Source organism: Thermocatellispora tengchongensis (assembly GCF_014202315.1).
Classification (GTDB): Bacteria; Actinomycetota; Actinomycetes; order Streptosporangiales; family Streptosporangiaceae; genus Thermocatellispora; species Thermocatellispora tengchongensis.
In genome coordinates this window covers 53,191-69,491 of the sequence record NZ_JACHGN010000023.1, presented here as the reverse complement: position 1 = coordinate 69,491, position 16,301 = coordinate 53,191, and the positions used below count along the sequence as shown (strand labels likewise).

The following is a 16,301-nucleotide window of genomic DNA, read 5'->3' as shown; positions in this document are numbered from 1 at the left end:
CGGCCTAGGCGAGCACCGCCTGGGCGTCCTGCTCGCCACCGTGCCGGGTGGTGATCAGGATCAGGTCCGGGTTCAAGGAGATGATCTGTTCGGGATCGGGGCCGGTGCCCGGCGGCAGCTTGGTCGGTACTGCCGCCATTTCCCGGGCGTGGCTGGACAGCGACGGGTTGGCGGACGAGGCCGGGATCGCGGTGAGCCGTTCGGCGCCGACGAGTTCCACGGCGGCCTCGGCCACGTCCGCCGAGAGTGCGGCGATCCGCATCGGCCGGCTCGGCAGGGTCACCTGACGCGGCGGGTCGCCGGGCACCTCGACGGTGCGCGGGTAGGAGGTCCGGTCCGCCGGCTGCGCGGATGGGCCGTCGCCGGCGTCCGATGCGCAGCCGGTCAGCAGGGACAGGCCGAGCACGGCGGCGCTCAGCCCGGCGAGGATGCGGTTCACGTGGTCTCCAGGGCGGTAACGGTGAGGGAATCGGTCACGTCGTCGCGGCGGACCACCGCGCGCACGCCGTAGGCCTCGTGCAGATGTGCCGGGGTGAGCACGTGCGCCGGCTCACCGGCGGCGAGCACCCGGCCGCCGGCCAGCAGAGCCAGCTCCGTGCAGTAGCGCGCCGCGAGGTTGAGGTCGTGCAGCACCACCAGCACCGTCCGGCCGGCGTCGGCGCAGGCCCGCAGCAGTTGCAGCACGGCGAGCTGGTGGCGCAGGTCCAAGGCGGAGACCGGCTCGTCGGCCAGCAGTACCGGGGCGTCCTGGGCGAGCGCCTTGGCCAGCAGCACGAGCTGGCGCTCTCCGCCGGAGAGAGTGGCCATGCTCCGGTCGGCCAGCCGGGTTGTGCCGGTCGCGGCCATGGCCTGCTCGGCCGCCTCGTGGTCGGCCGCCCCTTCCAAGGCGAACCGGCCCATGTGCGGATGCCGGCCCATGAGCGTCACCTGGTAGGCGGTGAAGGGGAACGACAGCGCGGTGTCCTGCGGCAGATAGGCGATCCGGCGGGCCAGCACCTGGGGCCGCAGGCTGTGCACCGGCCGATCCTCCAGCAGCACCCGGCCGCGGCTGGGCCGGTGCAGCCCGGCGATCGTGCGCAGCAGGGTCGTCTTCCCGGCGCCGTTCGGCCCGACCAGGGCGAGCATCCTTCCGGGCGGCACCGTCAGGTCCACCCCGTCGAGGATCACCGACTTTCCGGCCTCCACCCGCAGGCCGTCGACCACGATCACGCGGTGCTCCGGCGGGACCACAGCACCAGCAGCAGGAACACCGGCGCGCCGGCCAGTGCCGTGACCACTCCGGTCTGCAGCGTCACCGGGGCCGGCAACATCCGCGCCGCCGTGTCGGCCGACACCAGGAACACCGCCCCCAGCAGCGCGCTCGCCGGAAGCAGCAGCCGATGGTCGGGACCTGCGATCAATCGGATCACATGCGGAGCCACCAGCCCCACGAAACCGATCACCCCGCTCACCGACACCGCCGCTCCGGTCAGCAACGAGGCCAGCACCAGCAGCACGTTCCGCGTACGGGCGACGTCCACCCCGCTGGTGCGGGCGGCGTCGTCGCCGAGCAGCATGACGTTCAGGTCCCGGGAGAACACCACGGTGGCCGCGACGCCGGCGAGCACCGGTAGCAGGACCAGGCGCACGTGCTCCCAGGTACGGGCGTCCAGGTCGCCCTGCAACCAGAACACGATGCCGCGCAGCGACTGCTCGTCGGGCGCGTTGGCCACGAGCGCCGAGACCACCGCCCCGAGCAGCGCGTTGAGCGCGATGCCCACCAGCAGCACCGTGGCCAGGCCACGGCTGCGGCTCAGAGCGGCGATGCCGTAGACCGCCCCCACCGTGAGCAGGGCGCCGGCGAACGCCGCCGCGGGCAACACGAACGTGCCGGCCGCGCCGGACGTGATGGCCAGCACCGCGCCGACCGCCGCCCCGGCCGACACCCCGGTCACCCCCGGTTCCGCCAGCGGATTGCCGAACAACGCCTGCATCACCGAGCCCGCCAGCCCGAGAGCGGCCCCGACCAGCACCGCCACCAGCACTCGCGGCAGCCGGATCTGCTCGACCACCAGCGCCTCCCGTGTCGTCACCTCTCCCAGGGGCACTCCGAGATGCTCGGCGAGGATCGCCACGACGTCGCCCGGGGGGACCGAGACCGGGCCGAGCGAGATCGCCACGCCGCCCGCCACCACCAGCAGCACGACCAGCCCGCCCAGGGTCGCCGCCAGCGTGACGACGGCTCTCCGGCGGGACCGGCGCCGGGGCGACCGCGCGGGGAGGTCGCCCGTGACCGCGCGGTCGGGAACGGGCGGGGCCGGCACGTCCCGTGCCGCCTGCCGAGCATGATCTTCAGCGGCGGCGGATGCTTCCTTCGGCATATGTCTCTTACATCGTCATGATGGAAATGGTTATCGCAATCGTACTCATGAGCAAATGCATGACATAGCGGGGGTACCGGCACCGATCGCATGGCCACCACCCCGCACGTGAACGGCACACGGCCGGTCAAGTGGCCGTCACCGGCGCATGACGACGGCGACCTCCCCCCACGCCGCTCACCGGCGGGGGCCTGTGGACCCACCCCCTCGCCCTGGCCGCCCGGTCAGGGCAGCAGGAGGGAGGCGATGCCGAGCAGGGCGCAGACGCCCAGGATGCGCAGCATCGGCCAGCGCAGCACGAACGTCATGACCAGTGCGGCGGTGGTGATGACCAGCGCCAGTACGTTGACGCTCGCGAGGTCGGGCACCTGGAGGTGCAGCGGGCCGAAGGTCTCCATGCGGGTCGTGGCGAACAGGGTGTGCTGGGCGAAGTAGAGCGCGAGGTTGGCGATGACGCCCACGACCGCGGCGGTGATGCCGGTCAGCGCGGCGCCGATGGCGGTGTTGTGCCGCAGCCGCTCGACGTAGGGGGCGCCGAGGAAGATGAACAGGAAGCAGGGCACGAAGGTGACCCAGGTGGTCAGCAGCGCTCCCAGCAGTGCCCCGGCCCACGGGGTCAGCGCGCCGGGGTCGCGGTAGGCGCCGAGGAAGGCGACGAACTGCACGACCATGATGAGCGGGCCGGGAGTGGTCTCGGCCAGGGCCAGGCCGCGCACCATCTCGCCCGGGGTGAGCCAGGCGTAGGTCTCCACGGCGCGCTGGGCGACGAAGGCCAGCACGGCGTAGGCGCCGCCGAAGGTGACCAGGGCGGTGCCGGAGAAGAACAGGCCCTGGGTGGTGAAGACGCTGTCGGTGCCGGTGACCAGGGCGACGGCGGCGACCGGCAGCCACCAGGCCGCGAGTCCGACGGCCAGGATCGTGCCCGCCGAACGCCAACTGGGCCGGGCGTGGTGCAGGGCGTCGTCGGGGATCAGCGGGGCGGGACCGCCGTCGCCGCCGTGCCCGCCGCCCTTCTGGAACGCCCGCGGGGCGAGTTGGCGCACCGTCCAGCCGATGAGCGCGGCCACGGCGATGACGACGGGGAACGGCACCGCGAACAGCGCGAGAGCGGCGAAGGCGGCCACGGCGAGCGCGACGAACGCCGGGTGGGTCAGGGAGCGTCTGGCGACACGGATGACGGCCTGGGCGACGATGGCCAGCACGGCCGGGGCGATCCCGGCGAACAGCGCGGTCACCACCGTGGTGTCCTGCCAGATGACGTACACGGCCGACAGCACCAGCAGCGCGAGCATGCCGGGGAGTACGAACAGGGTGCCGGCGACCAGGCCGCCGCGGGTGCCGTTCAGCAGCCAGCCGACGTAGATCGCGAGCTGCTGGGCCTCCGGGCCGGGCAGCAGCATGCAGTAGTTCAGGGCGTGGTTGAAGCGCTGCTGGCCGATCCAGCGTTTCTCCTCCACCAAAGTGCGCTGCATGACCGCGATCTGCCCGGCGGGCCCGCCGAAGGTCTGCAGCGAGATCAGGAACCAGGCGCGTACGGCCTGTCCGAACGGGATCACATCGCCGGCGGGCACGGCCCCCGCGGAGGAGGGTTCCTGCCGTGAATCGGTCATCGTCGCCTCCGGGTCACGCGGGCGGGCGGCCGAGCAGGAACGCCCGGCGGTAGTACTCGTACAGCCCGTCGAACAACGGGCCGCTCACCTCCAGGACACGGTCGTCGTCGCAGGTCATCGACAGCCCGCGCAGGACGACGTCCAGGCCCGGCGCCTCGGGCGCCTCGTAGCGCTCGTCCTCGATGTCGGCCTCGTGCACGATCTCGGCGATCTTCCACAGCACGGGGTCGGTCAGGTCGTAGGTGCGCAGGATCGTCTCGAAGCTGCAGTCGGCGCCGTGGTGGGACAGCTCCACGCCGCGCATGTCGAAGGGCGTGGCGTCGGCGGGCACCTGGGCCGGGTCGTCGACGAACACGAACGTGGCCTCGGGGTCGAGGTGGCGGCGGATCAGCCAGGCGCACGCCGCCCGGTCGATGTGCACCCCCGCCCGGGTCGCCCACCTCATCGCGCCCGCCCTTCCGGCGCACCGGCTCCCTCGGCGTCCTGTATCAGGGCGGCCGTGGCGCCGTCACCGGCCTCGCCCGCCCGCGCGCCGTCGCCGGCCGCCTCCGGGGGCGCCGACAGGGCGCGCACCGCCTGGTGGGCGGCGTCGCGCTCGGCGGGCGGGAAGAAGTCGCGGCGCTCGACGCGGCGCAGCTCGGCCCGCAGCCGATTGGCCACGCGCGAGCGTTCGCCCGCTCTGGCGCCTTCGGCGGCCCTGGCCTGAACGATGATCATCTCGTACTCCGCGCGGCGCGCGGCCTGCATCTGCTCGGCGATGGCGCGCTCCTGGGCCAGGCTGCCGGGCGTGGCCAGCCATACGGTGGCGCTGCCGCCCCCGGCGGTGATCTCCTCGGCGATCCAGTCGACCTGCTCGCGGGTACGCGCGTCGGCGGGCAGCCCGACCAGGCCATCGCCCAGCCGGGCCACCCCCAGGCGCTCCAGCTTGCGCCAGACGGCGATCCGCGGCGCCGACGGCTCGCGTGGCATCCGGTAGGCCAGCAGCACCCAGTTCCCAGGCTGATCCATGAAGTACCTCTGTTTCAGTAACCATGGTTACGGTACCAGTGGAGGTAGGGGATCAGGCAAGGGCTCACCGGCGACGCTCTCCTCGGAGGAGAGCCGCTCTACGGCGGGGAAAGGGGGCGGCGCCGCGCGACGGTGACGGCGTCGAGCCGCGGCAGGCGACGGTTGCCGCCACGCCACCGAGCGTGGCGGCACACCGATACTCAGGGGCGGTTCCGCGCGGGCGTGTCCGCGCCTGCCCTGGCCGGGGATGGGGGGCTCACGTGAACCAGCGCGTCGACCAGCTTGGGCACGCCGCGCAGCAGCGCGTCCCTGGCCCGGTCGGCGACATCGTGCGCCTCGGCGAACGACAGGTCGCCGGTGGCGCGGATGGCGACCTCGGCGCGCAGCCGATGCCCGACCCAGCGCATCCGCACGGTGTCCACGCCGGTCACTCCGGGGGCGGACGACAGCGCCTCCTCGGCCCGCGAGATCAGCGCCGGATCGACGCCGTCCATCAGCCGCCAGTAGATCTCCCTGGCCGCCCGGACGAGGACCATCACGATGGCGGCGCAGATGATCAGGCCGACGATCGGGTCGGCCAGCGGGAAACCGAGGGCCACCCCGGCCGCGCTGAAGACCACGGCGAGCGAGGTGAGCCCGTCCGTACGCGCGTGCAGGCCATCGGCCACGAGCGCCGCCGAGCCGATGCGCCGCCCCACCCGGATCCGGTAGACGGCCACGAGCTCGTTGCCCGCGAATCCGATCAATCCGGCCGCGAACACCCAGCCGACGTTGGTGACCTCCTGCGGATCGAAGAACCTGCGGATGGACTCGTACCCGGCGAGTGCGGCCGAGGCCGCGATCGTCAGCACGATGAACACACCGGCGATGTCCTCGGCCCGGCCGTAGCCGTAGGTGTAGCGGCGGGTCGCCGCCCGCCGTCCCAGCACGAAGGCGAACCACAGCGGCACCGCCGTGAGCGCGTCGGCGAAGTTGTGCACCGTGTCGGCCAGCAACGCCACCGAACCGCTGACCGCGACGATCACCAACTGCAGCAGCGCGGTGACGCCCAGGCCCACGAGACTGATCTTCAACGCGCGGATGCCCTGGCCGCTCGCCTCCAGCGCGTCGTCCACGGAATCGGCCGCGTCATGGGAGTGCGGAGTGAACAGATGACGCACTTCAGCCCATAGCCGACGCCCGGCGAACCGCCCGCCGGCATGTCCATGCCCGTGCCCGCGCTGGTGCCCGTGTCCGTGCTCATGCCCGTGTCCGTGCCCGTGCCCTTGGTCGTGCCCGTGCTCGTGCCCTTGGCCGTGGTCATGCCCCTGGCCGTAAGCGTGCTCCCGCAGGTGCTCGTGTTCGGAATGCCGACCTGCTTGCGCCATCAGTGCACCCGTTCGTCGTCAGGGGCAGGGCCGTCGCGGCCGGCGTGGCGCGCGTGGCCGGTCACCCCATTTCACATCCCTTATCTGATTTAAGCGGAGCATTTGGTGATTATGCAAGTTGGGAATTGGGTGCCGATAAAACGCCGAAAGTGGGTATTTGTCGATGATGCCTAGTTGCGTATTGGGTGCAACAGCATCCCCGCTTCATGAAAGGCGTTGTGGCATGTGCAGGGGCATGTCAGGCGCTCACGCCGCGCTCAGGGGAGTGCCGCCGGCGACAGCGGCGTCGGCGATGTGTCATTTCGCGTGGCCGTTGACCGCTCAACTCCGAATATCTCGTGAGCCGCCCCGCGCGGCGCTCTCTCGCCCGCGCAATACTCCGCGCAGCGTGCCGCTCATCTTGAGCATCTTGTCGGCGGGGCGCAGCAATTGCGGATGGCTGAGGACGGTGTTGCGGGCGCCTCGGATCGGCACGCGGATCAGCCAGTGCAGCCCGGCCGACGGCGTCGGGCGGGTGAGGCGTCCCTCGGCCACCTCCAGCTCGCCGTTCTTCAGCTTCTCCTTGTACTCCTTCTCGCCTCTGCCCAGGTCGATCACCAGGATCCCGCGCTGGGCCGCCGCCTTCACCATGGCGAGGTGCTGGATGAGCCCAGGGGAGTAGCGGGCGAAGGAGATGTCGTAGGCCGGGAACCAGCCCGCCAGGACGGTGTCACTGCGCAGGCCGAAATGTCCGGCGATGGGCCGGTCGCCGGCGTACACCAGATCGAGCACCCCGGCGAAGCCGGGGGTGTTCACCTGGAGGAGGTCTTCCACCAGTCGGGTGATCCACGGGCGTGCGAACCGGTCGCTGCGCCCGGTCCGGCGATACTGGCCGCTCTTCCAGCCCAGCAGCGTGCGCAGCGCCTCGGGGTCGGTGACGGCGTAGTCGTGGCGCACCTCGCCGACCTCGCGGCCGAGCTTGCGCTCCTTGTAGGCGGTGCTCTTGTAGGTCTTGCCGGAGTTCTTCTGCATCTCGGTGAGATAGCCCTCCAGGCCGCCGCGCAGATCGATGATCGGCGAGGGGTGGCGGCTCGAATGATACGCGGGGAACTGGTCGGCGACCAGGTGGTCGAACTCCCACACGCTCAACCCGCAGGACTTCAGCAACCAGGGGACGTCGAGACGTACCCCGGGCGCGAGGATCGCGCCCTGCGCGTCGGTGAGGCCGGAGCCGACCGGTTTGCCGATGCCGAACCTGTGCCGCTCGAACGGGAAGAACCCCGCGATACGGCCGCCGTCCTCGATGACCGCCACCCGTACGTCAGCGCGGAGTCGCCCGACCGCCATGGTGAACTCCGGGCACAGGAATGGGTTGACGAGGGGCGACCCGGACCGCAGGAGGGTGCGCCACGTCTCGGCCTCGCCCGGGCCCAGGTCACCGGGTTTCACTACCGTGATCTTCATGAACTCCTCGTCGGGCTCGGGTGAAGCGCTCGGGCTCGGATGTGAGCTCGGTCGGGGCGTGACGACAAGCTACTACATATGTAATAGGTGCACGGCCGGCCAGGCCAAAGCCGTGAAAACTCGGTGGAGGGGGCGTGCGGTGAGCGTCGGCGGTGGTCCGGGACGGCATGGTGCCGAGGCGCATGTTCGGGGCGAGGTGCGCCGTGCCGGACGAAACCATGACAACCGTAGTAGTGTGCGGACGGTTCGGGTGAAGCCGGAGGCCAGTGGTCCGGCACGGCGCATCGGGACGCATCTGCCCGGCCGCCCGAGCGAGGAGAGGAGCGAGGTCGATGCGATGCCGCGCCGCAAATTAGGGCAACTGGAGGCGGAAGTCCTCGCCGTACTCGCCGGCGCCGATGACTTCCTGTCCCCGGGCGACATAGCCGAGCGCCTGGAGGGTGGCACCGCCTACACCACCGTCAACACCATCCTGTTCCGGTTGCTGGAGAAGAACCTGGTCGAGCGCGCGAGGAAGGGGCGGGCGTACGTGTACCGCCTGACCGCCGACGAATCCGGGCTGGCGGCGGAACGCATGTTCGGCCACCTTCGCCTGGCCCACGATCCGTCGGGAGTGCTCACCCACTTCGTCCACGGTCTGAGCCCCGAGGAAGAGGCGGCGCTGCGTGCGCTCCTCGACGAGCACAGGAGCGACGCATGAGCCTGGAGATCTACATCCCGGCGTCGCTTCCCTTCGCCGCGGCCCTGCTCATGTCCTGGCGGCAGCCCCGCATGCATCCCGCGTGGACCGCCCGGATCCTCGCCGTTCTCATCGGCGCCACGGTCCTCGCCGTGCTCTGCACGCTCCTGTTCGCCATCCTGGCCGCGGTGACCGCCGTGACGGCCGCCGACGCCGGCATCGTCGGCGACTTCTTCCTGGAGCACGGACCGGTGCCCATGCCGGTCGCCGTCGTGGCCGCCCTGGCCCTGTGCGCCATGACCGTCGCGGGGGTCCGCACCGTGCTCCGGCAGCGGGCGGATCTGCGGCACGTGCGTAACCTGGGCACGGGAGTGGTGGCCGACGAACGCCCCTTCGCCGCCGCCCTGCCCGGAAGAGACGGAGGGGTGATCCTCTCCACCGGCCTGGTCAGGCTGCTGACCGGCCGCGAACTGGAGGTGGTGCTCCGCCACGAGGCCGCGCACATCAAGCACCGCCATCACCTGTATCTGATGTTCGGCGCCCTCGCCGCCCGCATCGTCCCCGCGCTGGCGGGCGCGCACCGCGCCTTGCGTCTGGCCCTTGAGCGCTGGGCCGACGAGGACGCCGCGGAAGCCGTCGGCGACCGTGCCCTGACCGCGCGCACGATCGCGCGCGTGGCCCTCGCCAACCCCGCGGCCACCCCGGCCTGGTATCCCGGCGCCGCCGATTTCCAGGTGGCCCGGCGCGTCCAGGCGTTGCTGCGCGAGACGCCGCCGGACAACCGCATCACCGGCCCCGTCCTGCTCAGCGGGGCATGGATGGCCACCGGAAGCGCGATCTCACCTACCTTCAGTCACTACGCCAGCTTCGTGCTTCTGCTGGTTTGAGCTGCCGGTCGCATGAGGCGGTCATGCTCGCCGCGTCCGCAACGCCGTCATGGTCCGGCCGGGACGCCCCACCTGCACCCGCCACAGGCGGACGCCGTCGTGCCCGGGGATCAGGCGTGGCGTTGTAGCCCGACATGGTCGGCTCGGCGGCGTCGCGGGCGCGCCAGATGCGGATGCTGGAGTCCTGGTTGCCGGTACAGATCCAGCGCCCGTTGGGAGTGATCGCGATGGCCAGGTGCGAGCCGCCGTCGGGGTACGCGGCCACCGGTGCGGCCTGGTGGCGTTCGTGGCAGTACACGCCGTTGTAGGCGCACACGGCCAGGCGCCTGCCGTCGCGCGTCCAGGCCAGGTCGGTCACCGTGCTCGGGGCGTCGGCCGTACGCCACAGCTCCTGGCCTGACCGGTCGAGCACCCGCGCCCCGGCCGTCGGCGACGGCCACCCGCTCGGAGGCGGCCCACCGAACGCGAGCCGAAGCCGACCTGCTCGACGGCTTCGTTCTCCACGCCCTCGGGTTTGACCTCGTCCAGGTGCGTCTTGATGAGCAGCGTGGTCTTGCCCGATCCGAGAAAGCCGGTGAGCACGGTCACGGGTACGCGGTCGTCGGCCATGGGCTGCGTCCTCTCTGAGGTGGTGTACGGCCGGGATCGCCGGGGCCGAGCCGCGCAGGCGTAGCCGCCGAAACACGATCTCTCCTCACTGAGGGCTGGTGCATTCGGCTCAAACCCTGTAGGAAAATGAAAACCATTGTCAAGTCGGATGGTGGTGGACATGGTCGGCACACGCTGGCAGGTGGTGCTCGAAGAGGCCGGTATCCGGGTGACCCCGCACCGGATCGCCGTCCTTGAGGTTTTGGCGGGGCACACGCGGCCGGTCGCGGCTCAGCAGATCCATCTCGAACTCGTCGAACGGGGCGAGGCGATCGGCCTCAGCACGGTGTACCGGGCGGTGTCCTCGCTGGCCATGGCGGGCCTGGTCCACGTGTTCTCCCAGGTCGGGGAGGCGACCTACCGGCTCTGCGGGCCTGTCAGGCATCACCACCTCATCTGCAGGATCTGCAGGCTGGTGATCGAGCGCTCGGGGGAGGAGGACATGGACGGGTTCCAGCCCGAAGAGATCTACGGCATCTGCCCGGCCTGCCGGCGGGCCTCGTGAGCGCGTTCGCCTGGCGCGCCCCTGGGTCGGGGGCGGGCGACGGTCACCGGCGGCGTCGTCAGCGGCGCCCTGCCGCCTGATCGCCTGAGGCGGCCGTCACCGTGCCCGGATGCCGTTGAGGATGAGCGAGACGACATCCTCGGACTCCGCTTCGACCTCGGGGGAGCGCCACTCCGGGGCGTGCGTCGGGTGGTGGAAGCGGCTGGTCGCGTTGAGGACGGCTCGCGCGATCACCTCTGGCTCACCGGCTGCGAAGTCGCCGCCGGCGATGCCGTCGGCGACGATGGCGCGGATCTGGGCGAGCAGGAAGGCGATATGGGCCGAGGACACGCTGCTGTGCTCCATCGCCAGCACCCGGAAGGTGGCGAACAGTTCCGGGTCTTCCCTCGCCTTCGCCCACTTCGCGGCGAACATGGCGGTGAGCAGGGCGCGCAACCGGTCGGGCGGGGTCAGTCCGGGAGCCTGAACCGCCGCGGCGAGCTGCTCTTGCACCCGGTCCAGCCAGCGCCGGATCACGGCCTCGCGCAGCGCCGCCTTGGACGGAAAATGCCGGTACACGCTCCCGTGGCTCACTCCCAGCAGCCGCGCGACATCCAGCACCGTGGCCTTTTCCGGACCGTGGCGGCGCAGCACCTCCTCGGTGGCCGACACGATCGTCTCCGCGTCGAGTGGCTCCCCGCGCATCAGACCTCCTTGTCGAGCCTCCCTGCCGGGCCGCCGGGCTTCCCCAGCGAGGAACGTACGTTAGCGCACTGACAGAAGTCAAAGAGCTGCGAGTGTCTGTCGATATCTGGCTGACAAATATTGCTATCTGTCATTCCATAGCCGTAGGGTGTGGGCCATGGGAACGTCGGGCGAGGGCGGCTCACGACCTGCCGAGCGACCGGGGTCGTGCGGTGAGGATGACGAACTGGGCAGCTCACCCCTGATCGCCGGTCAGGCCCGGGGGCGTGTCGCCGGGGCCGGTGCCACCGTGCGGAAGGCGTCGTAGCCGCCGATGGACGTCGGCCTGGGGCGGCTCGGGCCCGGGAGCGCGCCACGGCGATCGTCCAGGCGCTCTGCGTCCGCCCGTCGTACACCGTGTTGCGATCATCGATCGAGGAGACACTCATGAGCACCTCTACCGCTCCGTTCGCCGGCCGGGCCGTGTCCCGGCTCGGCTACGGCGCGCTCCAGCTCGAGCGCCTGCACGACCGCCGCGCCGAGGCCGTCGCGCTGCTGCGCCGCGCGGTCGAACTGGGCGTGAATCACGTGGACACCGCCGAGTTCTACGGCTTCGGCTTCGCCAACGCCGTGATCCGCGAAGCCCTGCGCCCCGAAGACGATGTTCTGGTCGTCACCAAGGTCGGCGCCGACCCCGACCCGGACGGGCGCCTGCCGCTGCGGGTCGCGCAGCGGCCCGAGCAGTTGCGGGCCAGCGTCGAGGACAACCTGCGCAGCCTCGGCGTCGATCGGATCCCGGTGGTCAACCTCCGGCGCCTGGACACCGGACCCGGCCTGCGCCCCGAGGGCGACCAGGTGGTCGATCTCGACGACCAGCTCGCGACCATGATCGCCCTGCGCGACGAGGGCAAGATCGGCGCGATCGGCCTGAGCAGCGTCACCCTCGACGGCCTGCGCCGCGCCCTGCCGGCCGGCATCGTCTGCGTGCAGAACGCCTACAGTCTCGTCTCCCGCGACGACGAGGACATGCTGCGGCTGTGCACCGCCGAGGGCATCGCCTGGGTGCCGTTCTTCCCGCTCGGCGGGGCCTTCCCGGGCCTGCCCAAGGTCACCGAGGAGCCGGCCGTCCGCGCCGTGGCCGAGTCGCTGGGCGTCACGCCCGCCCAGGTCGGCCTCTCCTGGCTGCTGCACCACGCCCCGAACGTGCTGCTCATCCCCGGCACCGCCGACGCCGCCCACCTTGAGGCCAACATGGCGGTCGGCGAGATCACCCTCGACGACGCCACCCTCGCCGTCCTCGACGCCGTCGAGTCCCGCTCCGCCGACATCCCGATCGGTTAGCCGGGAGACGCGTACGGCCATGGACGCCCTGTTCTGCCACGGCATCACCACCGAGTGGAGTGATCACTGACAATGAAGGCCATCGTCTACCGCGACAACGGCGGCCCCGACGTTCTTCGGCTCGTCGAGCGCGACCTGCCCGTGCCCGGCCCAGGCGAGGTTCGGGTCCGGATCGCCGTGTCCGGGGTCAACCCGACCGACTGGCAGGCCCGTTCCGGCGCCGCGGGCCCCAAGAGGTTCCCGGAGGTCACTCCGCACCTGGACGGCGCCGGCGTGATCGACGCCGTCGGTGAGGGGGTCGATCAGAGCCGGGTCGGTCAGCGGGTCTGGCTGTTCATGGCCGCCGCCGGGCGGCCCACCGGCACCGCCGCCGAGTTCACCGTCGTCCCCGCCGAGCAGGCCGTGCCGCTGCCCGACGCGGCCGGTTTCGACGTCGGCGCCTCACTCGGCGTCCCCGCGCTCACCGCGCACCGCGCGCTCACCGTCGCCGAGGACGGGCCGAGCCGTCTGCGGCCCGGCGCGCTCGACGGCAGGGTGGTGCTCGCCGCGGGCGGGGCCGGGGCGGTCGGGCACGCGGTGATCCAGCTCGCCCGGTGGGCCGGGGCCACCGTGGTCAGCACGGTCAGCGGCCCGGAGAAGGCCCGGCTGGCCACCGCCGCGGGCGCCCACCACGTGATCAACTATCGCGAGGGCGACCCGGCCGCCGAGATCCGCAAGGTCGCCCCGGACGGCGTCGACATCGTCGCCGAGGTGGCGCTCGGCGCGAACCTCGCCCTGGACCTGGCCGTGCTGCGGACGCGCGGCACGATCTCGACCTACGCCAACGACGGTGGCAAACCGGTCGAACTGGACGTGCTGCGGAACATGGTGCTGAACGCCCGCTTCCAGTTCCTGGTGCTCTACACGGCCGGTCCGGAGGTGCGCGCCGCGGCCGCCGAGGACGTCGCCGCCGCGGTCCGCGACGGCGCCCTGCCGGTCGGGGAGGAGCACGGCTTGCCCCTGGTCCGCTTTCCGCTCGACCGCACCGCCGACGCCCACCGGGCTGTGGAGGGCGGCGCGGTCGGCAAGGTCCTGGTGGACGTCGCATGGTGACGTCCGGCCGGCTCGACCGCCGAGGAGAACGATGAGCAGCCGAGGAGAACGATGAGCGATCGTCTTCCCAGGAGCACTCCCGCCGAGCAGGGCGTCGACGCGACCGGCATCGACGCGTTCATCGCCGCCCTCGCCCCTCTGCCGGACGTCGAGCTGCACAGCCTGATGGTGCTGCGGCACGGCCACGTGGTGGCCGAGCGTTGGTGGCGTCCGTACCGGCCGGAGTCGCCGCGGGTGCTGTATTCGCTGAGCAAGAGTTTCGTCTCGACCGCCCTCGGCTTCGCGGTGGCCGAGGGCCTGGCCGACCTGGACGCCACCGTGCTGTCCTACTTTCCCGAGTGGGACGCCCGGGTGACCGATCCGCGGTCACGCGCCACGCTGGTCCGGCATGTGGCCGCGATGGCCAGCGGGCACGCCGGCGAGCGGGAGGAGCAGGCGTACCGGGCCGGGGAGGGTGACACGGCGCTCGGCCTGCTGCTGTTGCCGCCGGAGTTCGAACCGGGCACGTTCTTCGCCTACAACCAGCCGTGCACGAGCACACTCGCCGCGATCGTGCGGAAGGTCGGCGGCGGCTCGCCGGCCGCCTTCCTGGGGCCTCGGCTGTTCGAGCCGCTGGGCATCGACACGCACGGGTGGTGGCGCGACTCGGCCGGTGATGAGCTGGCCCATCTCGGATTGCACACGACCACCGAGGCGATCGCCAAGCTCGGACAACTCTATCTGGACGACGGCGTCTGGCAGGGCGAACGGCTGCTGCCGGCCGAGTGGGTCGCCGAGGCCACCCGGTCGCAGGTCGCCACCGACGGTCCCGATCCGGACTGGCGGCAGGGGTACGGCTTCCAGTTCTGGGTCAGCCGGCACGGGTACCGCGCCGCCGGAGCGCACGGCCAGTTCGCGCTGGTCCTGCCGGAGGCCGACGCGGTGGTGGCGATGACCGCGCAGAGCCCGAACATGCAGGGGGTGCTCGATCAGGTGTGGGCGCATCTGCTGCCGGCCCTGACCGCGGAGAGCGGCCCGGAGGGGCCGTGGCCGGCTCTCACCCCGGACCTGGCCCTTCCGGCGGGTACGACCGGCGCGATCACCAGGGCGACCTACCGGCCGGGCCCGGAGAACCAGGTCGGTCGTTTGCGTACGGTGGAGTTGAGCCCCGGCGAGATGACCCTGACCGACGACGGCCCGCCGGTCACGGCGGCCCTCGGCCCGGCCGGCCGCTGGACCACCACCGACGTCTGGGCCACCGCGTGGGCCTGGTCCGACGGCGAACTCCACGTCGATGTGGTCTTCCTGGAGACCCCGCACCGCCTGCGCCTGACCCTGAACCCGGCCGGCGACACCTTCACGGCGGCCTGGCAGTCGCCGCCGCTCACGCACCGGCCGCTCGCCCACATGCGCATGCCGGCCGCGGCCGGCGCCGACACCGCCGGCAGGCGGGTGTAGGGGCCTCTGGCCGGGTGAACCGCATCGGGAACACGGGGCCGTCGGTGCGGTGTGCTCCAGGCGCCGATGGCGGTCAGCCGGCGGACCCGCCGGTGTGCGGCGGCGCCACGGACTCCCGCGTCCGGAGGGGCATCGTGACCCGGTGCACCTCGCCCTTCCGGCCGGGGTCGGGCTGATCGCGGCCGATCTCGTCGAACAGCACGTCAACGGCCTTGCGGCCGAGCTCGTAATGGGGCAGCGCCACGGTCGTCAGCTTGGGCCGTATCCACGAGGCGATGGGATGGTCGTCGAACGAGACGACGGAGACGTCCTGTGGCACCTTGAGCCCGGCGTCGTCGAGCGCCTGGTACGCGCCCATGGCGATGCGGTCGTTGAAACAGATCAACGCGCGGGGGCGCCTGGTCCGCAACAGCTCCCGCGTCTCGGTCAGGCCGTACTCGGGCTGCCAGTCCTCACAGAGGCGGCCTCCCGCGAGCTTGACGCCCGCCTCGCCGAGCGCCTCGCGGATGCCCCTGAGCCGTTCCACCCCCGCTACGGTGTCGGGGGGCACGTTGCGCATGCCGGGGCCGGCGCCGATCACATAGATGCCCTCGCGATGGCCGGCGTCGAGGAGCACCCGGGCGGCGAGGCGCCCGGCCTCGATCTCGTCGGGGATGACGGCGGGCAGGGTGCCGGGCTGTTTGGGCAGCGCGTTGAGCAGGACGGCGGGAGCGGCCGTGACGCCCTTGGGCACCTTGATGGTCCTGGTGAACATCGAGGCCAGGATGAGTCCGTCGACCTGACGGTCGTGCATGGCCTGCAGCAGGAGGCGTTCGAGCTCGGGGTCTCCTTCGGTCTCGCCGATGAACAGCATGACGCCGCGTTCGCGGGCGGCCTCCAGCGCTCCCTTGATCATGTCGCCGGCCAGGCGTGAGGTGGCGACGGTGTCGGAGACGAAGCCGATCGTGCGGGTGCTGCCCGTGCGCAGGCCCACGGAGACGATGTTGGGCCGGTACTGCAACTCGTCGGCGGCTCGCAGGACTCGCTGCTCGACGTCCTGAGAGATGCGCAGCTCGCGGCCACGGCCGGACAGCACCAGTGAGGCGGTCGGGCGGGAGACGCCGGCCGCTTTGGCCACGTCGGCCAGCGTGACCCGTCGTGGGCTCACCCGGGGACCTCCGATCGTCAAGGATGTGTTACGGGGGGTTGACACCTCGCGACGCGCATGGTGAGACTATCGGGCGCTAACCCGATTTAGCAATTGGGGAATGCCATTGCCACG

At 71.7% G+C, this 16,301-nt stretch carries 18 protein-coding genes; 6 read left to right on the top strand and 12 right to left on the bottom strand.

Translation table 11 applies throughout. The annotated features are described in order from the left end of the window. Positions 1-4: 4 nt before the first annotated feature. From HNP84_RS39945 to HNP84_RS39910, 8 genes are all read right to left on the bottom strand, one after another. Complete coding sequence (locus tag HNP84_RS39945; RefSeq protein WP_185055263.1) at positions 5-439, bottom strand: TroA family protein; 435 nt, start codon at positions 437-439, stop codon at positions 5-7. Continuing rightward, positions 436-1,209 carry a heme ABC transporter ATP-binding protein gene (locus tag HNP84_RS39940; protein ID WP_312926814.1) on the bottom strand — a complete coding sequence of 258 codons (774 nt, stop codon included), beginning with the start codon at positions 1,207-1,209 and terminating at the stop codon, positions 436-438. Before HNP84_RS39940 ends, HNP84_RS39945 begins: the two co-directional genes overlap by 4 nt. Then, positions 1,206-2,303, bottom strand: coding sequence for a FecCD family ABC transporter permease (locus tag HNP84_RS39935; protein WP_221337350.1), 1,098 nt, complete (start codon positions 2,301-2,303; stop codon positions 1,206-1,208). Before HNP84_RS39935 ends, HNP84_RS39940 begins: the two co-directional genes overlap by 4 nt. Before the next feature lie 281 nt (positions 2,304-2,584). Next, positions 2,585-3,970 carry a chromate efflux transporter gene (gene chrA, locus HNP84_RS39930; RefSeq protein WP_185055261.1) on the bottom strand — a complete coding sequence of 462 codons (1,386 nt, stop codon included), beginning with the start codon at positions 3,968-3,970 and terminating at the stop codon, positions 2,585-2,587. A 13-nt stretch (positions 3,971-3,983) separates the two neighbouring features. Further along, positions 3,984-4,415, bottom strand: coding sequence for a chromate resistance protein ChrB domain-containing protein (locus HNP84_RS39925; RefSeq protein WP_185055260.1), 432 nt, complete (start codon positions 4,413-4,415; stop codon positions 3,984-3,986). Beyond that, positions 4,412-4,978: a Chromate resistance protein ChrB gene (locus HNP84_RS39920; RefSeq protein WP_221337349.1), complete on the bottom strand. Its 567-nt coding sequence runs from the start codon at positions 4,976-4,978 to the stop codon at positions 4,412-4,414. The genes HNP84_RS39925 and HNP84_RS39920 overlap by 4 nt, the downstream gene beginning before the upstream one ends. 200 nt (positions 4,979-5,178) lie before the next feature. Continuing rightward, positions 5,179-6,138 carry a cation diffusion facilitator family transporter gene (locus HNP84_RS39915; protein ID WP_312926811.1) on the bottom strand — a complete coding sequence of 320 codons (960 nt, stop codon included), beginning with the start codon at positions 6,136-6,138 and terminating at the stop codon, positions 5,179-5,181. A 528-nt stretch (positions 6,139-6,666) separates the two neighbouring features. Continuing rightward, the gene (locus HNP84_RS39910; protein ID WP_185055258.1) at positions 6,667-7,788 is read right to left on the bottom strand and encodes a GNAT family N-acetyltransferase; all 1,122 of its coding nucleotides are present in this window, start codon (positions 7,786-7,788) and stop codon (positions 6,667-6,669) included. Positions 7,789-7,927: 139 nt separating this feature from the next. Here HNP84_RS39910 and HNP84_RS56465 point away from each other — a divergent pair, with 139 nt between their 5' ends. Both HNP84_RS56465 and HNP84_RS39900 read left to right on the top strand, forming a co-directional pair. Further along, positions 7,928-8,488, top strand: a complete 561-nt coding sequence (locus tag HNP84_RS56465; RefSeq protein WP_312926809.1) for a BlaI/MecI/CopY family transcriptional regulator — start codon at positions 7,928-7,930, stop codon at positions 8,486-8,488. Beyond that, the gene (locus tag HNP84_RS39900) at positions 8,485-9,354 is read left to right on the top strand and encodes a M56 family metallopeptidase (protein ID WP_185055257.1); all 870 of its coding nucleotides are present in this window, start codon (positions 8,485-8,487) and stop codon (positions 9,352-9,354) included. The genes HNP84_RS56465 and HNP84_RS39900 overlap by 4 nt, the downstream gene beginning before the upstream one ends. On the opposite strand, the gene HNP84_RS56460 is transcribed toward HNP84_RS39900, so the two are convergent. Both HNP84_RS56460 and HNP84_RS52130 read right to left on the bottom strand, forming a co-directional pair. Then, entirely contained in the window at positions 9,317-9,766 is a 450-nt protein-coding gene (locus HNP84_RS56460) for a WD40 repeat domain-containing protein (RefSeq protein ID WP_221337348.1), read from the bottom strand. The genes HNP84_RS39900 and HNP84_RS56460 overlap by 38 nt on opposite strands. After that, positions 9,709-9,963: a GTP-binding protein gene (locus tag HNP84_RS52130; protein ID WP_221337347.1), complete on the bottom strand. Its 255-nt coding sequence runs from the start codon at positions 9,961-9,963 to the stop codon at positions 9,709-9,711. Before HNP84_RS52130 ends, HNP84_RS56460 begins: the two co-directional genes overlap by 58 nt. Before the next feature lie 160 nt (positions 9,964-10,123). Here HNP84_RS52130 and HNP84_RS39885 point away from each other — a divergent pair, with 160 nt between their 5' ends. Continuing rightward, positions 10,124-10,507 (top strand): Fur family transcriptional regulator, encoded by a 384-nt coding sequence (locus HNP84_RS39885; RefSeq protein WP_185055256.1) that lies wholly within the window; start codon positions 10,124-10,126, stop codon positions 10,505-10,507. Between the two features lie 96 nt (positions 10,508-10,603). Here HNP84_RS39885 and HNP84_RS39880 read toward each other — a convergent pair whose 3' ends face one another. Continuing rightward, a complete protein-coding gene (locus HNP84_RS39880) occupies positions 10,604-11,191 on the bottom strand; it encodes a TetR/AcrR family transcriptional regulator (protein WP_185055255.1) in 588 nt (195 codons plus the stop codon). A 426-nt stretch (positions 11,192-11,617) separates the two neighbouring features. Here HNP84_RS39880 and HNP84_RS39875 point away from each other — a divergent pair, with 426 nt between their 5' ends. The 3 genes from HNP84_RS39875 (at position 11,618) to HNP84_RS39865 (ending at position 15,040) form a co-directional block, all read left to right on the top strand. Then, positions 11,618-12,511: an aldo/keto reductase gene (locus HNP84_RS39875; RefSeq protein ID WP_185055254.1), complete on the top strand. Its 894-nt coding sequence runs from the start codon at positions 11,618-11,620 to the stop codon at positions 12,509-12,511. 72 nt (positions 12,512-12,583) lie between these two features. After that, the gene (locus HNP84_RS39870) at positions 12,584-13,603 is read left to right on the top strand and encodes an NADPH:quinone reductase (protein WP_185055253.1); all 1,020 of its coding nucleotides are present in this window, start codon (positions 12,584-12,586) and stop codon (positions 13,601-13,603) included. Positions 13,604-13,654: 51 nt separating this feature from the next. Next, on the top strand, positions 13,655-15,040 hold the full coding sequence (locus HNP84_RS39865; RefSeq protein WP_185055252.1) for a serine hydrolase domain-containing protein: 1,386 nt from the start codon (positions 13,655-13,657) through the stop codon (positions 15,038-15,040). Between the two features lie 73 nt (positions 15,041-15,113). On the opposite strand, the gene HNP84_RS39860 is transcribed toward HNP84_RS39865, so the two are convergent. Then, entirely contained in the window at positions 15,114-16,187 is a 1,074-nt protein-coding gene (locus HNP84_RS39860; RefSeq protein ID WP_185055251.1) for a LacI family DNA-binding transcriptional regulator, read from the bottom strand. Positions 16,188-16,301: the final 114 nt, after the last annotated feature.

What these genes read in the sequence shown, in the direction of transcription:
- chrA (WP_185055261.1), bottom strand. Translation starts at nt 3,970, where the DNA reads ATGACCGATTCACGGCAGGAACCCTCCTCCGCGGGGGCCGTGCCCGCC.
- HNP84_RS39875 (WP_185055254.1), top strand. Translation starts at nt 11,618, where the DNA reads ATGAGCACCTCTACCGCTCCGTTCGCCGGCCGGGCCGTGTCCCGGCTC.
- HNP84_RS39925 (WP_185055260.1), bottom strand. Translation starts at nt 4,415, where the DNA reads ATGAGGTGGGCGACCCGGGCGGGGGTGCACATCGACCGGGCGGCGTGC.
- HNP84_RS39865 (WP_185055252.1), top strand. Translation starts at nt 13,655, where the DNA reads ATGAGCGATCGTCTTCCCAGGAGCACTCCCGCCGAGCAGGGCGTCGAC.
- HNP84_RS39910 (WP_185055258.1), bottom strand. Translation starts at nt 7,788, where the DNA reads ATGAAGATCACGGTAGTGAAACCCGGTGACCTGGGCCCGGGCGAGGCC.
- HNP84_RS39900 (WP_185055257.1), top strand. Translation starts at nt 8,485, where the DNA reads ATGAGCCTGGAGATCTACATCCCGGCGTCGCTTCCCTTCGCCGCGGCC.
- HNP84_RS52130 (WP_221337347.1), bottom strand. Translation starts at nt 9,963, where the DNA reads ATGGCCGACGACCGCGTACCCGTGACCGTGCTCACCGGCTTTCTCGGA.
- HNP84_RS39880 (WP_185055255.1), bottom strand. Translation starts at nt 11,191, where the DNA reads ATGCGCGGGGAGCCACTCGACGCGGAGACGATCGTGTCGGCCACCGAG.
- HNP84_RS39870 (WP_185055253.1), top strand. Translation starts at nt 12,584, where the DNA reads ATGAAGGCCATCGTCTACCGCGACAACGGCGGCCCCGACGTTCTTCGG.
- HNP84_RS39885 (WP_185055256.1), top strand. Translation starts at nt 10,124, where the DNA reads ATGGTCGGCACACGCTGGCAGGTGGTGCTCGAAGAGGCCGGTATCCGG.
- HNP84_RS39920 (WP_221337349.1), bottom strand. Translation starts at nt 4,978, where the DNA reads ATGGATCAGCCTGGGAACTGGGTGCTGCTGGCCTACCGGATGCCACGC.